This window comes from Nocardioides halotolerans DSM 19273 (genome assembly GCF_000422805.1).
GTDB classification, from domain to species: domain Bacteria; phylum Actinomycetota; class Actinomycetes; order Propionibacteriales; family Nocardioidaceae; genus Nocardioides; species Nocardioides halotolerans.
In genome coordinates this window covers 293,758-307,556 of record NZ_KE383924.1, presented here as the reverse complement: position 1 = coordinate 307,556, position 13,799 = coordinate 293,758, and the positions used below count along the sequence as shown (strand labels likewise).

At 71.3% G+C, this 13,799-nt stretch carries 14 protein-coding genes; 11 read left to right on the top strand and 3 right to left on the bottom strand.

Features of this window, described 5'->3' with window-relative positions; translation table 11 throughout:
• Positions 1-463: 463 nt before the first annotated feature.
• The 7 genes from G514_RS27990 to G514_RS27985 all read left to right on the top strand — a co-directional run bounded on the left by G514_RS27990 (position 464) and on the right by G514_RS27985 (position 4,669).
• The gene (locus G514_RS27990; protein ID WP_036565588.1) at positions 464-682 is read left to right on the top strand and encodes a hypothetical protein; all 219 of its coding nucleotides are present in this window, start codon (positions 464-466) and stop codon (positions 680-682) included.
• A 37-nt stretch (positions 683-719) separates the two neighbouring features.
• The gene (locus G514_RS0120020; protein WP_028653195.1) at positions 720-968 is read left to right on the top strand and encodes an addiction module protein; all 249 of its coding nucleotides are present in this window, start codon (positions 720-722) and stop codon (positions 966-968) included.
• A gap of 223 nt (positions 969-1,191) precedes the next feature.
• The gene (locus G514_RS0120015; protein ID WP_036565584.1) at positions 1,192-1,758 is read left to right on the top strand and encodes a riboflavin biosynthesis intermediates N-glycosidase; all 567 of its coding nucleotides are present in this window, start codon (positions 1,192-1,194) and stop codon (positions 1,756-1,758) included.
• Positions 1,755-2,363, top strand: a complete 609-nt coding sequence (locus G514_RS0120010) for a class I SAM-dependent methyltransferase (RefSeq protein ID WP_028653193.1) — start codon at positions 1,755-1,757, stop codon at positions 2,361-2,363. Before G514_RS0120015 ends, G514_RS0120010 begins: the two co-directional genes overlap by 4 nt.
• A 22-nt stretch (positions 2,364-2,385) precedes the next feature.
• A complete protein-coding gene (locus G514_RS30985; protein ID WP_051247850.1) occupies positions 2,386-3,348 on the top strand; it encodes a methyltransferase domain-containing protein in 963 nt (320 codons plus the stop codon).
• The gene (locus G514_RS0120000) at positions 3,348-4,034 is read left to right on the top strand and encodes an NAD-dependent deacylase (RefSeq protein ID WP_028653191.1); all 687 of its coding nucleotides are present in this window, start codon (positions 3,348-3,350) and stop codon (positions 4,032-4,034) included. Before G514_RS30985 ends, G514_RS0120000 begins: the two co-directional genes overlap by 1 nt.
• 29 nt (positions 4,035-4,063) lie before the next feature.
• A complete protein-coding gene (locus G514_RS27985) occupies positions 4,064-4,669 on the top strand; it encodes an HAD family acid phosphatase (RefSeq protein ID WP_051247848.1) in 606 nt (201 codons plus the stop codon).
• 1 nt (position 4,670) lies between these two features.
• Here the strand turns inward: G514_RS27985 and G514_RS0119990 are convergent, their stop codons facing one another.
• Complete coding sequence (locus G514_RS0119990) at positions 4,671-5,423, bottom strand: TetR/AcrR family transcriptional regulator (protein ID WP_028653190.1); 753 nt, start codon at positions 5,421-5,423, stop codon at positions 4,671-4,673.
• A gap of 100 nt (positions 5,424-5,523) precedes the next feature.
• On the opposite strand from G514_RS0119990, the gene G514_RS27980 reads away from it, so the two are divergent.
• Positions 5,524-7,707: an MMPL family transporter gene (locus G514_RS27980; RefSeq protein WP_036565582.1), complete on the top strand. Its 2,184-nt coding sequence runs from the start codon at positions 5,524-5,526 to the stop codon at positions 7,705-7,707.
• A 68-nt stretch (positions 7,708-7,775) separates the two neighbouring features.
• Here G514_RS27980 and G514_RS0119980 read toward each other — a convergent pair whose 3' ends face one another.
• Complete coding sequence (locus G514_RS0119980) at positions 7,776-8,711, bottom strand: NADP-dependent oxidoreductase (RefSeq protein WP_028653189.1); 936 nt, start codon at positions 8,709-8,711, stop codon at positions 7,776-7,778.
• 120 nt (positions 8,712-8,831) lie between these two features.
• Here G514_RS0119980 and G514_RS0119975 point away from each other — a divergent pair, with 120 nt between their 5' ends.
• Both G514_RS0119975 and G514_RS0119970 read left to right on the top strand, forming a co-directional pair.
• Positions 8,832-9,230 carry a winged helix-turn-helix transcriptional regulator gene (locus G514_RS0119975; protein ID WP_028653188.1) on the top strand — a complete coding sequence of 133 codons (399 nt, stop codon included), beginning with the start codon at positions 8,832-8,834 and terminating at the stop codon, positions 9,228-9,230.
• A complete protein-coding gene (locus G514_RS0119970) occupies positions 9,227-9,934 on the top strand; it encodes a LolA family protein (RefSeq protein ID WP_028653187.1) in 708 nt (235 codons plus the stop codon). The genes G514_RS0119975 and G514_RS0119970 overlap by 4 nt, the downstream gene beginning before the upstream one ends.
• Before the next feature lie 15 nt (positions 9,935-9,949).
• On the opposite strand, the gene glgX is transcribed toward G514_RS0119970, so the two are convergent.
• Complete coding sequence (gene glgX / locus G514_RS0119965; RefSeq protein ID WP_028653186.1) at positions 9,950-12,130, bottom strand: glycogen debranching protein GlgX; 2,181 nt, start codon at positions 12,128-12,130, stop codon at positions 9,950-9,952.
• A gap of 180 nt (positions 12,131-12,310) precedes the next feature.
• Here glgX and G514_RS0119960 point away from each other — a divergent pair, with 180 nt between their 5' ends.
• Positions 12,311-13,762 carry an MDR family MFS transporter gene (locus G514_RS0119960; RefSeq protein WP_028653185.1) on the top strand — a complete coding sequence of 484 codons (1,452 nt, stop codon included), beginning with the start codon at positions 12,311-12,313 and terminating at the stop codon, positions 13,760-13,762.
• The last annotated feature ends 37 nt before the right edge of the window (positions 13,763-13,799 follow it).

Genomic DNA, 13,799 nt, shown 5'->3' with positions numbered 1-13,799 from the left:
ACTGCTCAGCGTGCGACGACCGTGGTGACACGATCTGCGCATGGGAGTCGAGTGGACAGACCGTCGTGAAGACGTTCTCAATGCTCTCGACACCTTGGCCAGCCCGAACCCGTCGGCGGAGTGGCCCACGCTGACCGAGGAGTGATCCTCGCGTCGGGCCGGCTCATCTGCACTTCGATGGTGGGGTCGGCTTGTTCCTCAGTGGGGCGACCGACTGGTGTCTGGACGTTGGCCTGACCCGAGCAGGTGATGAGTCGTGGCTCCTGCCGTGCGACTACGTCGACCCGGCCGGGCGCTGGACGCTCCGAGACGCAAGCAGCGAGGAACCCTTCTCGGGTCTTGCGGGCCGGCCGCTCGAATCGTGTGCGCCACTCCGCAACGAAGTTGGCGAACTCGTCGGCTCGGCGCTCACTTTCCATGGCCAATCCATCGATCTCTGCGTGTACGAAGGCGAGCTCCGTACATGACCGACGAGGCGGATGTCGACGAGATGGTCGAGGACTTCGATCGGCTTCGGAACGCTCCGGCAAACATGACCGACGACGACTTCGACGTGGCAGCGGACGGCTGGCTGCGGACTGAGGCCGCTGCCACCTACGACGCGCTCAAGGCAGATCCGTCGCGTGACATCCCAGCGGAAGTCGTACGAGCGGAGTTCAAGGCGATGTGGGCTGCTCGTTGAGGACGGCCCGGCACGGAGGGCGCGTAGAATGACGCCCATGACCGCCGGAATCGATGAGATCACGCAGTTGGCGTTGACGCTCCCGGTGGATCAGCGTGCGCAGGTGGCGAACGCACTGCTCGCCAGCCTCGACGACGCGGCCGATTCGGCTGAGGTTCACGAGGCGTGGACGGCAGAGATCACGTCTCGGGTCGACGACATCACCAGCGGTCGGGTGCGGACCCTTTCGCGTGACGAGGTCAGGGCTCAACTGGCGGCGGACCGCGCCGCGAGGCAGCAACGGTGACGCTCGACGTTCGGTATCACCCTGAGGCTCTTGCCGAACTCCGCGCCGAAGTCACTTGGTACGAGGAGCGTGGCGCCGGGCTCGGCAATCGGTTCGAGGCGGCCGCCGACTAGATGGTCAACACCATCCTTGAATGGCCGGAGTCCGGAGTGATCTGGCCCGGTTGGGACAGCATCCCCGCGGTCAGGTCGCGGCGCGTGGCCGGCTTCCCGTTCCGTCTCTGATGGACCCGCTCGACGCGCGGTCGGTCGACGAGCTCGTCGCCGCGGTGAGCGGTGGCCAGCGGGTGAAGTGGCTGCACTTCTGGGGGCACACGCCCAAGGGCGAGCGGGTCGGCCAGTGGTGCCTGAGCCAGTGGTGGCCGGCGGTGTTCGAGGACGAGGCGGGGGTCCGCTTCGCGTCCGCCGAGCACTACATGATGTGGCGCAAGGCCGTGCTGTTCGGCGACGACGACGCGGCCGGCCGGGTGCTCGCGGCTCGCACGCCCGCCGCGGCCAAGGACCTCGGGCGCCGGGTGCGTGGTTTCGACGACGCGGCCTGGACGGCACGACGCTGGGAGGTCGTCGTCACCGGTTCGACGTTGAAGTTCGGCCAGGACCCGGCGCTGCGCGACTACCTGCTCTCGACCCGCGGGCGCGTGCTCGTGGAGGCCTCGCCCGTCGACCGGGTCTGGGGCATCGGGCTGGCCGCCGACTCGGAGCACGCCGAGCAGCCCGACCGCTGGCGCGGCCTCAACCTGCTCGGCTTCGCGCTGATGGAGGCGCGCGCCGCGCTGGAGGACGCGTCGTGACCCGGTGGCAGCAGATCGCCCGCGAGACGGTCGGCCCCGACTACGCGCAGCGGTACGCCGAGCGCTTCCGCGCGATGGCGGCCCGCGGCGACGACGTGCACGGCGAGGCGGCGTTCGTCGCCGGTCTCGTCGACCCGCCGGCGCGGGTGCTCGACGCGGGCTGCGGCACCGGACGGGTGGCGATCCGGCTGGCCGAGCTCGGCTACGACGTGCTCGGTGTCGACGTCGACGCCGCGATGCTGGCGATGGCGCGCGACGAGGCACCCGAGCTCGACTGGCGGGTCGGCGACCTCGCCGTGCTCGACACCGGCCAGCGCTTCGACGTGGTCGTGGTCGCCGGCAACACGATCCCGCTGCTGGAGCCCGGCAGCCTCGAGAGCGCGGCCGCCCACCTCGCCGCCCAGCTCGACGAGGGCGGGCTCCTCGCGTGCGGCTTCGGCCTCGACGCGGCCCACCTCCCCGGCGACTGCCCGGTCACCCCCCTCGCCGACGTCGACCGTGCGTTCGCCGCCGCCGGCCTCGCCCCCGTCGACCGCTTCTCGACCTGGGACCGCGCGCCGTACGACGAGACGGCCGGCTACGTCGTCACCCTCCACTCGCGCTGACGCGGGACCTAGGCTTCGAGGCGTGCTCGCCCTCGACGCCATGGTCGACCTCGACCTGTTCATCTGCCCGCGGTGCGGGAGCAGGGTGCGGCGCGAGCGGGGCGCGGCGGGGGAGCGTTGGCTGTGCAGGGGGGCCGGGTGCGCGCTGGCCGACCAGCCGTTCCCGGTGGTGTCGGGCGTGCCGGCCCTGGTCGACTTCGAGGCGAGCGTGCTCGACGCCGACCGGCTGCGTGCGGTCGAGGGCGCGTCGGAGGTGCGCCGCTCGCGGTCCGCCGGAATGCTGCGCCGGCTGCTGCACCCCGCCAACACCACGGCGCCCGCGAACGTCGCGCGCATGCAGGAGCTCCTGAAGAGCGAGGTCACCGACCGGCGCCCGCGCATCCTCGTCATCGGCGGCGGCACCGTCGGCGACGGCCTCGAGGGCCTCTACGCCGACCCGGCCGTCGACCTGATCTCGTTCGACGTCTACGCCAGCCCGGTCACGCAGTTCGTCGGTGACGGCCACTCGATCCCGCTGGCCGACGGCAGCGTCGACGGCGTCATCGTGCAGGCCGTGCTCGAGCACGTGCTGGAGCCGACCGTCGTCGCCGGTGAGATCGAGCGCGTGCTCCGCACCGGCGGGCTCGTCTACGCGGACACGCCGTTCCTCCAGCAGGTCCACGAGGGCCCCTACGACTTCACCCGGTTCACCGACAGCGGGCACCGCTTCCTGTTCCGCCGCTTCGAGCGGATCGACTCGGGCCCCGTCGCGGGCGCGGGCACCGCGCTGCGCTGGTCTGTCGACCACTTCGTCCGGGCGCTGACCCGGTCGGTGCCCGTGGGCCGGGTCGTGTCGCTGGCGTTCTTCTGGCTGAGTTGGCTCGACCGCTTCCTCGACCCGAAGCACTCCGTCGACGCCGCCAGCAGCGTGTTCTTCCTCGGTCGCAAGACCGGCGAGCCGATCTCGGGCGCGGACATCATCGACTACTACCAGGGCGGCATGTAGTGCGCATCGTCGCGCTCACCGGAGCCGGGATCTCCGCCGAGAGCGGGGTGCCTACGTTCCGCGACGCCGACGGGCTCTGGGAGGGGCACCGGGTCGAGGACGTCGCCACACCCGAGGCGTTCGAGCGGCAACCGGACGTCGTGCACCGCTTCTACGACGCCCGCCGCGCCGCGCTCGCGTCGGTCGAGCCCAACGCGGCGCACCTCGCGCTGGCCCGGCTGGAGGAGGCGTGGGGCGACGACCTGCTCGTCGTCACCCAGAACATCGACGACCTCCACGAGCGCGCCGGCTCGAGCCGCGTGCTGCACCTGCACGGCGAGCTCCGCTCGGCGCTGTGCCGGGCCTGCGCGGGGCGGCACGCGTGGGAAGGCGACCTGGTCGGCGGCCCGCCCTGCCCGTCGTGCGGCAGCCGTGGGCTGCGGCCCGACGTCGTGTGGTTCGGCGAGGTGCCCTACGAGATGGACCGCGTGTTCGGCGCCCTCGACTCCGCCGACCTGTTCGTCTCGATCGGCACCTCGGGCGCGGTCTACCCCGCCGCCGGGTTCGTCCTCGCTGCTCGCGCGTACGGCGCCCGCACCCTCGAGCTCAACCTCGTCCCGAGCGAGGGCAGCCACCACTTCCACGAGGCCCGGCACGGACCGGCCGGCGAGCTGGTCCCCGAGTGGGTCGACGAGGTGCTCGGCTGAGCTCTCGCCCGCCCGGTTACGGTGAGGACATGACTCGGCTGCTCCGACTGCTCGCCGCCCTCGCCGTCGCCGCCGGCCTCGCCTCCGTCCCACCCGCGGCGTCCGCGTCGGCGCCCGCGGTCGGCGCGCACCCCGCGAGGTGGACGGTCGCGGCGAAGAAGGTGCCGACCCGCGCGCAGTGGCTGGCCGACGTGAAGGCCGCGATGCAGGGCTTCGGGCCCTACGTGCGCCAGCGCGTGGCCGCGAAGTCCGGCGACGAGGAGCTCGCGGTCAACTTCGACATCGACAACACCGTGATCGCCACCTACTACGACGGTGGCGGGGCGATCCCGCGGATGCGCCGCTTCGCGAGGATGCTCGACCGCCTCGACGTCGCCGTCGTCTTCAACTCCGGCCGGGTCGCCACGCAGCAGGCGCGCACGGTCAGCCAGCTCACCCGGGCCGGGTTCCCGGTCACGGAGGTCTGCCTGCGCCCGAAGGGCGGGGCGCTCGTCGTCGGCAAGCAGCGCTGCCGCGACCACTTCGCCGACGAGGGTTACACGCTCATCGCGAACGTCGGCAACAACGACACCGACTTCGTCGGCGACGGCTACGAGCGGGCGTACCGGCTGCCCAACTACGGCGTGCTCGGATAGTTCAGCGGCGCGCGATCCGCTCGCGGATCATCGCCTCGAGCCGGTCGATGTCCTCGGCCAGCCCGATCTTCGGCGCGAACTCGCGCACCACGTGCACGAACATCTCGCCGGACTCGATGATGCGCGGGTCCATGTGGCCGAAGACCTCGAGGGCCACCACGCCGTAGAGCGTCGTCCAGCCCTGCTGGAAGAGCCAGACCAGGCCGCGGTCCTCGAGCGCGAGGTCGTCGACCTTCGCCGGGATGAGCGGGTCGGTGACCGACTCACGCACCGCGGGCGGCAGGTCCTCCAGCCGCGGGATCGGGTGGTGGTTGTGCTCCCACAGCGCGCGCATCTGACCGGTCATGAGGTGACCCGAGTTGGAGATCGTGAGCATCTCGCGACGCATGCATCGCACGTCGGCGATCGGGTTGGCGAAGGCGAGGGTGAACTCGCGCGGGTTGCCCAGCGCCCACATCCGGAACTCGGTGACCGACGCGACCAGGCGCCCGGCGTGGTCGTCGGCGGGCAGCCGGTCGGCAGCGGCCGCGAACGTCTCGGTCGCAGCCTTGTCGATCTCGAAGGCGACCAGGTCGACGAGCTCCTGGTAGCTGCTGACGTAGCGGTAGAGCGCCGGCGGCGTCATCCCCATCCGGCCCGCGACCGCGCGCAGCGACAGCTCGGCGCCCTCGGCCAACAGCTCCCGAGAGACGCGGGTGATCTCGTCGTACGTCGCCTCTCGCTGGCGCTCTCGACGGGTCTGGACCTGGGTCACGCGGACTCCCTCAACTCGGTTGACACGAGAAGTTTACACCGTTTACGGTGAACGCCGTTCACATACTTTACATACATCACGGAAGTTGTGGGGAGTCACGATGATCGAGCGCTGGGGAGCATTCGTGGCCCGACGGGCCCTGGCCGTGCTGCTGTCCGGACTGGCGGTCACGCTCGCGGCCGCCGCGTACGGGCTCGGAGTCTTCGACCACCTCTCGCAGGGTGGTTTCGACGACAAGGGCTCGGAGTCGGCCCGCGAGCTGCAGGCCGAGCGCGACACCTTCGGCAACCAGGGTGTCGACGTCGTCGCGATCTACACCAGCGAGGACCTCGTCGCCTCCGACCCGGAGTTCCGGTCCGACGTCGAGCAGGTGCTCTCGGGCCTCGCGCCCGGCACCACGACGAGCGTCGTCCCCTACTACGACGCGCCCGCCGACTCCGGGCTCGTGAGCCGCGACGGGCACTCCGTCCAGGTGCTGATCTCGCTGGCCGGCGAGAGCCAGGACGACTACCTGTCCAACTACGACGACCTGTCGCCCACGCTCGAGGCGCCGGAGTCCACCGGGCTGCAGACCGACCTCGCCGGCGCCTTCGCGGTCTACAACGACGTCAACGAGATCACCAGCGAGGACCTCGCCCGCGCCGAGTCGATCTCGATGCCGGTCGTGGTGATCCTCGCGCTGCTCATCTTCGGCAGCCTCGTCGCCGCCTCCATGCCCGCGCTGGTCGGCCTGATCGCGATGCTCGGCGCGCTCGCGTTGGTGCGCGTGATCGCCCAGCTCACCGAGGTCTCGGTCTTCTCCGTCAACGTCATCTCGCTGCTCGGCATCGGCCTGGCGATCGACTACGCGCTGTTCGTGATCAGCCGGTTCCGTGAGGAGCTCGCCCTGCTGCCGGCCGACGACCCCGAGGCGTCGGCCACGGCGATCCGCCGCACGGTGAGCACGGCCGGCCGCACCGTGCTGTTCTCCGGCCTCACCGTCGCCGCGGCGCTGGCGAGCCTGCTGATCTTCCCGCAGGCGTTCCTCAAGAGCATGGGCTACGGCGGCATGGCCGCGGTCCTCGTCGCGATGGTCGCGGCGCTGACCGTGCTGCCGGCGACGCTGAAGCTGCTCGGCCGCCGGGTCGACGCCGGCCGCCTGCCCTGGCGCCGGCACCGCCCGGTCGTGGTCGACGACGCGCACGGCCGCTGGGCCGCGCTCGCCCGAGGCGTGATGCGCCGGCCGTCGCTGGTCATCGTCGGCACCGTCGCCGCGCTGCTGCTGATCGCCTCGCCGTTCCTCGGCGCGAAGTGGGGCAGCGTCGACTACCGCGTCCTCCCCTCCGACGCCCCGGCGCACGTGGCGGCGGACAAGCTGGCCGACTTCGGCCCCGAGACGTCGACCGCCCAGCTGCTGGTGCGGGGTGCGACCGAGGCCGACGTCGCGGCGTACGCCGACCAGGTCGCGGCGCTCGACGGGATCGCCGGCGTGGAGGAGGTCGTGACCGAGGGCGACTCGACGCTGCTGCGGGCCGCGTGGGCCGGCAACAGCCAGAGCGAGGACAGCCAGGAGATGATCGAGGCCATCCGCGGCGTCCAGCCGGCCTCGGGCGAGGTGCTGGTCGGCGGGCTCAGCGCCGACACCGTCGACCTCATCGACTCGGTGGGCGCGCACCTGCCGTGGATGGGGCTGATCGTGGCGCTGGTGATGCTGGTGCTGCTGTTCGTCGCGTTCGGGTCGCTCGTGCTGCCGGTCAAGGCGGTGGTGATGAACCTGTTCTCGATCACCGCGTCGTTCGGCGTGGTCACCTGGATCTTCAGCGACGGCCACCTGTCGGACCTGCTCGGGTTCACGCCGCAGGGCTTCCTCGACGCGACCAACCCGATCCTGATGCTGGCCATCCTGTTCGGGCTGTCGATGGACTACGAGGTCTTCCTGCTCTCGCGGGTCCGCGAGCAGTGGGACCGGACGGGCGACAACGACGTCGCGGTGGCGACCGGCGTGCAGAAGACCGGCCGGATCATCACCAGCGCGGCGGTGCTGCTCGCCGTCGTCATCGGCGCCTTCGCGCTCAGCGGGATCGTGTTCATGAAGATGCTCGGCATCGGCATGCTCGTCGCGCTGCTGATCGACGCGACCGTGGTCCGCGCCCTCCTCGTCCCCGCGACCATGAAGCTGCTCGGCCGCCTCAACTGGTGGGCTCCCGGCCCGCTGGGTCGCTGGTGGGAGCGCCACGGCTTCCGCGAGGGCGACGACGCCGGCTCGGGGGAACCCTCCCGCGCCCCCGAGCCGGCGGGCGTCTGAGGGATAGTCCCTGACGTTCGGATGGCCGCGACCGGCGTGTCGCCGACCCGAACGTCAGGGACTATCGATCACGGCACGAGCACGTAGCGACCCCGGACGCCGCCCTTCGCGACGGCGGCGTGGGCGTCGTCGAAGCGGTCGAGGGGGAGGACCTCCGCAACGCGGGCCGACAGCTCGCCACGCGCGGTGCGCTCGAGCAGCCCGGCGATGGCGGCGCCGTCGGGCATGATGCTGACGACCTCGATGCTGACGCCGCGCTCGGCGGCCGGCAGGAACGACGGCTGCACGCCGACGAAGCGTCCGCCGTCGCGGACCAGCGCCACGGCCTGCTCCTGCAGCGCACCGGCGTCCGCCACGACGTCCCATCCGCTCGTCTGCTCGACCGTGAAGTCCGCGCCGAGCCCGCGCACGAACTCCTCGTCCGCGGCGCGCGCCAGCCCGGTCACCCGCCAGCCCCGCTCCAGGGCCAGCGGCACGACGTACCCGCCCACCGCGCCGGCCGCGCCGGTCACGAGCAGGGAGCGACCGTCTCCGTCGCCGAGGATCTCGACGAGCTGGAGGGCGGTAAGGGCGTTGAGCGGCACCGTCGCCGCCTCGGTCAGGTCGAGCCCGTCGGGCACGACGGCGACGTCGGACGCCGGGAGCACCAGCTGCTCGGCGTAGGTGCCGAAGTCGCGGTCGAGGCCGCCGACCAGGCCGGCGACCCGGGTGCCCGGGGCGAGGTCCACGCCGGGGCCGGCCTCGAGGACCGTGCCCGCGAAGTCCCACCCGAGGCCGGTGTGCTCCGGCTGGTGGACGACGCCCGCCTGGTGGAAGACACCCGCCCGGACGGCGAGGTCGACCGGGTTGACGGTGGCGGCAGCGACCGCGACACGGACCTGGCCCGGCTCGGGCGCCACGACGGGGAGGTCGAGGACGGAGATCGCGTCGGTGGCGCCGGGCTGGGTGACGACGGCGGCGCGGAAGGTGGCGGGTTTGGTGCTGGTGGACGTGGTGCTGGACATGAGGTTCCTCCAGGGGGTGTCGGGTGCGGTCACCGGTCGGAACAATGCGAGCCGCGCCCGTGCTTCCTGATGGAGAGCAGGCACCTGAAAGTGCGTAACCCACCCGACGAGGAGTCCCGGATGCCCACCATGACCGCCGCCCAGCGCCGAGAGGCCGAGCGGGCGGAGTACGACGCCTTCCTCGCGCAGTGCCCCACCCGCCAGCTCCTCGACCGGCTCTCCGACAAGTGGGTGACGCTCGTGCTCGTCGCCCTCGAGGAGGGCCCGCGCCGCTACTCCGAGCTGGCGCGCCGGATCGCCGGGGTGAGCCAGAAGATGCTCACCCAGACCCTCCGCACCCTCGAGCGCGACGGCCTGCTCACCCGCACCGTGACAGCGTCCGTGCCGGTGACCGTCACCTACGAGCTCACGCCGCTGGGCCACTCGCTGCAGCGGGTGATGGCCGGGCTGAAGGTCTGGGCCGAGTCGCACATGGGCGCCGTGCTGGAGGCCCGCGCCTCCTATGATGCCCAGCCATGACCTCACCTCGGATCCGCGCGGCTGCCGCGCTGTGCGTCGTCGGAGCCCTCGCGGTCGGCTGTGGCAGCGACGACGGCGGTGACAGCGACTTCGCCGAGCAGTCCGGCGACGAGATCGCCGCGGCCGCGAAGGCGGACATGAAGGGCCTCGAGCAGGTGACCTTCAGCGGCGAGATCACCTCCGAGGGCAGCACGATCAACCTCGACATCCGCGCGAGCTCGTCGGGCGACTGCACCGGCTCGATCGGCCTCGGCGGCGGCAGCGCCGAGATCCTCGCCAAGGACGGCACCAACTGGTTCAAGCCCGACGAGGAGTTCTGGCGCGCGAACGCCGGCGACTCGGCCGACGCGATCATCGGCGCCGTCGGCGACAAGTGGGTGCTCGACACCGACTCCAACTTCTCGCAGTTCTGCGACCTCGACGCCTTCTTCGACAACCTTTTCAAGGACGACGAGGACGGCGGCGACTACAAGACCACCGGCACCGAGGAGGCCGACGGCGAGAGGGTCGTCACCGTCGAGCAGTCCGACGACGACGGCACCTCGGTCGGCTACGTGCTCGTCGAGGGCGACCACTACCTGGTCAAGCTCGAGCGCACCGACGGCGACGACCCCGGCCACCTGGAGTTCAGCGACTTCGACGAGGAGTTCGACGTCGAGGCCCCGGCCGACGACGAGGTCATCGACCTGAGCACGCTTCAGTAGCGACCGGGCGGGCTGCTACCGGGCGGCCGCCGCCGCCACCGACGCGGCCACCGAGTGGTCGGGCTCGGTCGCGGGCGGTGCGTACTCGCGCAGCACCAGCACGCTGTTGGCCTTCATCGGCAGCTGCGACCCGGCCGGCAGCGACTCGACCTCGTCGGGCGTGCCACCGGTGTCGATGTAGACGTCCCACGACTCGGCGTACTCCGCCGGCGGCAGCGTGACCGTGGCCTCGCCGTCGGCGTTGAAGTAGAGCAGGAAGTGGTCGTCGGTGATCGTGCCGCCGCGCTCGTCGGCACCGGCGATGCCGTGGCCGTTGAGGTACATGCCGATCGCCTGCGCGCCGCTCGTCCAGTCGTCGTCCTCCATCGGACGCCCGTCGAGGTGCAGCCACACGATGTCGTTGAGCCGCTCCGCGCCGGCCGGGCCGGTGCGGACCGTGCGGCCGGTGAAGAACCGGCGGCGTCGGAACGTCGGGTGCTGGCGGCGCAGCTCGATCAGCGCCGCGGTGAACTCGATGAGCGGCTCGTCGGCCTGGTCCCAGTGCACCCAGCTCAGCTCGCTGTCCTGGGCGTAGGTGTTGTTGTTGCCCTGCTGGGTGCGGCCGAGCTCGTCGCCGTGCAGCAGCATCGGCGTGCCCTGGCTCAGCAGGAGCGTCGCGAGGAAGTTGCGCTGGGCGCGCGAGCGCAGCGCGAGGATCTCGGGGTCGTCGGTCGGGCCCTCCGCGCCGTGGTTGTTGGAGCGGTTGTGGCTCTCACCGTCGTTGTTGTCCTCGCCGTTGGCCTCGTTGTGCTTCTCGTTGTAGGACACGAGGTCGCGCAGCGTGAACCCGTCGTGCGCGGTCACGAAGTTGATGGAGGCGACCGGGCGTCGTCCGGTGTGCTCGTAGAGGTCGGCCGACCCCGCCACCCGCGAGGCGAACTCGCCGAGCGAGGGCTCGCCGCGCCAGAAGTCGCGGACGGTGTCGCGGTAGGCGCCGTTCCACTCGGTCCACTGCGGCGGGAAGCCGCCGACCTGGTAGCCGCCCGGCCCGATGTCCCACGGCTCGGCGATCAGCTTCACCTGGCTCACGACCGGGTCCTGCTGCACGAGCTCGAAGAACGTCGCCAGCCGGTCGACGTCGTAGAACTCGCGCGCCAGGGTGGAGGCGAGGTCGAACCGGAAGCCGTCGACGTGCATCTCGGTCACCCAGTAGCGCAGCGAGTCCATGATCAGCTGCAGCGAGTGCGGGTGCCGCACGTTGAGGGAGTTGCCCGTGCCCGTGTAGTCCATGTAGTAGCGCTGGTCGTCCTCGACAAGGCGGTAGTACGCCGGGTTGTCGATGCCCTTCATCGACAGCGTCGGCCCGAGGTGGTTGCCCTCCGCGGTGTGGTTGTAGACCACGTCGAGGATCACCTCGATGCCCGCCTGGTGCATCGTCTTGACCAGGGTCTTGAACTCCTGCACCTGCTGGCCGGGCTGCCCCTGCGCGGTGGTGCCGGCCCCCGCGGCGTACGACGCGTGGGGCGCGAAGAACCCGAGGGTGTTGTAGCCCCAGTAGTTGCGCAGCCCGCGGTCGAGCAGCGAGCTGTCCTGGATGAACTGGTGCACCGGCATCAACTCGATCGCCGTGACGCCGAGCCGCTTGAGGTGCGCGGTCGTCGCGGGGTGCGCGAGGCCGGCGTAGGTGCCGCGGAGCTCCTCCGGGACGCCCTCGTGCAGCTGGGTCATGCCCTTGACGTGCGCCTCGTAGATGACCGACTCGTTGTAGGGGACGTCGAGCCGGCGGTCGCCCTCCCAGTCGAAGAACGGGTTGATGACCACGCCCTTGGTCATGTGCGGCCCGGAGTCCTCGTCGTTGCGCGAGCCCTCGTCGCCGAAGTCGTAGCCGAACAGGCTCTGGTTCCACTCGATGTCGCCGGCGGTCGCCTTGGCGTAGGGGTCGAGCAGCAGCTTCGCGGGGTTGCACCGCAGGCCCCGCTCGGGCTCCCACGGGCCGTGCACGCGGTAGCCGTAGCGCTGACCCGGCTGGACCTGCGGCAGGTAGCCGTGCCAGACGTAGGCGTCGACCTCGGTCAGCTCGACGCGAGTCTCCTCGCCGTCGGCGTCGAAGAGGCACAGCTCGACCCGCTCGGCCACCTCGCTGAACAGCGCGAAGTTGGTGCCGCTCCCGTCGAACGTGGCCCCGAGTGGGTAGGCGCGTCCTGGCCAGATCTCCATTGGAACGATCAAAGCACAGGTTCCTTCCTGGTTCGTGATCTGCGCGGAGCCGGGGCGTACGGCGCCCGCGCGGGCTGTCCCGAGCGACCCCCGGTACCCGGATCCGCGCGGTTGTCCCGCCCTCGGGAGGTGGCCGTCGTCACGGGAACAGAAGGGAGTGCGTCGTCGTTGCCGCCCCACGTGAACGCCTCCCCGTCGATCAGCCGCGCCGACGTGGGCCTGCGGAGCGAGCGGGGGCCGATCCTCCTCGCCGTGATGCTCAGCGTCGGGCTGGTGGCGATCGACGCGACGATCCTCGCGACCGCGGTGCCCGCGGTCGTCGACGACCTGGGTGGCTTCACGCAGTTCCCGTGGCTCTTCTCGATCTACCTGCTCAGCCAGGCGGTCTCGGTGCCGCTCTACTCCAAGCTCGCCGACCAGTACGGCCGCAAGCCGATGATGCTGCTCGGGGTCGGGCTCTTCCTCCTCGGCTCGCTGCTGTGCGGCCTCGCCTGGAACATGGTCAGCCTGATCGCCTTCCGCGCGGTCCAGGGTCTCGGCGCCGGCGCCGTGCAGCCCATCGGGCTGACGATCATCGGCGACATCTACTCGGTCGCCGAGCGTGCCAAGGTGCAGGGCTACGTCGCCAGCGTCTGGGCCCTGGCCTCAGTGGTCGGCCCGACCCTCGGCGGGGTCTTCGCCGACTACCTGTCGTGGCGCTGGATCTTCTTCGTCAACCTGCCCCTGGGCGCGGCGGTCCTCTGGATGTTCGTGCGCCGCTTCGAGGAGCGGGTCGACAGGGCTCCGCACCGGATCGACGTCCTCGGCTCGCTGCTCCTCAGTGGTGGCGGCGTGCTCCTCCTGCTCGGCCTGCTCGAGGGCGGCCTCCGGTGGTCGTGGTCCTCGCCGACCAGCATCACGATCTTCGCGACCGCCGCCGTGCTGCTCGTCGCGTTCGTGCTCGTCGAGAGGCGTGCCGCCGAGCCCGTGCTCCCGCTCTGGGTCTTCCGGCACCGCGTGATCGTGCCGGCGATCCTGACCTCGCTCGTGGTGGGCGTCCTCCTGATCGGGCTGACGTCGTACGTCCCGCTCTTCGCGCAGGGGGTGCTCGGCCACGGCGCGGTGATGGCCGGCTTCGCGCTCGCGGCGCTGACGCTGGGCTGGCCGCTGTCCGCGGCCAACGCCGGGCGGCTCTACCTCTCCATCGGCTACCGGGCGACGATGGTGATCGGCGCGGTCTTCGGGCTGGCGGGCGCCCTGCTGCTGCTCACGATCGACGGCGACTCCTCGCTGCTGCACCTCTCGGTGCCGTGCTTCGTGATGGGTGTCGGCTTCGGGTTCGCGGTGGCGCCGTCGGTGATCGCCGCCCAGTCGGCCGTGCCCTGGGAGTCGCGAGGGGTGACGACGGGCGCGACGATGTTCGCCCGCACCGTCGGCAGCGCGGTCGGGGTCGCGGTCTTCGGCGCCCTGGTCAACGGCGAGGTCACCGACCGGATCGGCCACGCCCGCCCCGACCTCGAGCACCTCTCACCGGCGGTCCTCGAGCCCGCGATCCACACGACGTTCGTGTGCTCCGCGGTGGTCGCCGTGGCGCTGGTGCTGGTGAGCGCCCTCATGCCGCGCAAGGTCGAGGAGCTGGAGCGCCAGCGGTAGGAGCCGAGCCTTGCCTTCCTTGCCCAGGCCCCGACAG

Excerpts from the sequence above, each read along its gene's own strand:
- G514_RS27985 (WP_051247848.1), top strand. The coding sequence starts at position 4,064 with ATGACTCGGCTGCTCCGACTGCTCGCCGCCCTCGCCGTCGCCGCCGGC.
- G514_RS0119970 (WP_028653187.1), top strand. The coding sequence starts at position 9,227 with ATGACCTCACCTCGGATCCGCGCGGCTGCCGCGCTGTGCGTCGTCGGA.
- G514_RS27980 (WP_036565582.1), top strand. The coding sequence starts at position 5,524 with ATGATCGAGCGCTGGGGAGCATTCGTGGCCCGACGGGCCCTGGCCGTG.
- glgX (WP_028653186.1), bottom strand. The coding sequence starts at position 12,130 with ATGGAGATCTGGCCAGGACGCGCCTACCCACTCGGGGCCACGTTCGAC.
- G514_RS27990 (WP_036565588.1), top strand. The coding sequence starts at position 464 with ATGACCGACGAGGCGGATGTCGACGAGATGGTCGAGGACTTCGATCGG.
- G514_RS0120015 (WP_036565584.1), top strand. The coding sequence starts at position 1,192 with ATGGACCCGCTCGACGCGCGGTCGGTCGACGAGCTCGTCGCCGCGGTG.
- G514_RS0119980 (WP_028653189.1), bottom strand. The coding sequence starts at position 8,711 with ATGTCCAGCACCACGTCCACCAGCACCAAACCCGCCACCTTCCGCGCC.
- G514_RS0119975 (WP_028653188.1), top strand. The coding sequence starts at position 8,832 with ATGCCCACCATGACCGCCGCCCAGCGCCGAGAGGCCGAGCGGGCGGAG.
- G514_RS0120020 (WP_028653195.1), top strand. The coding sequence starts at position 720 with ATGACCGCCGGAATCGATGAGATCACGCAGTTGGCGTTGACGCTCCCG.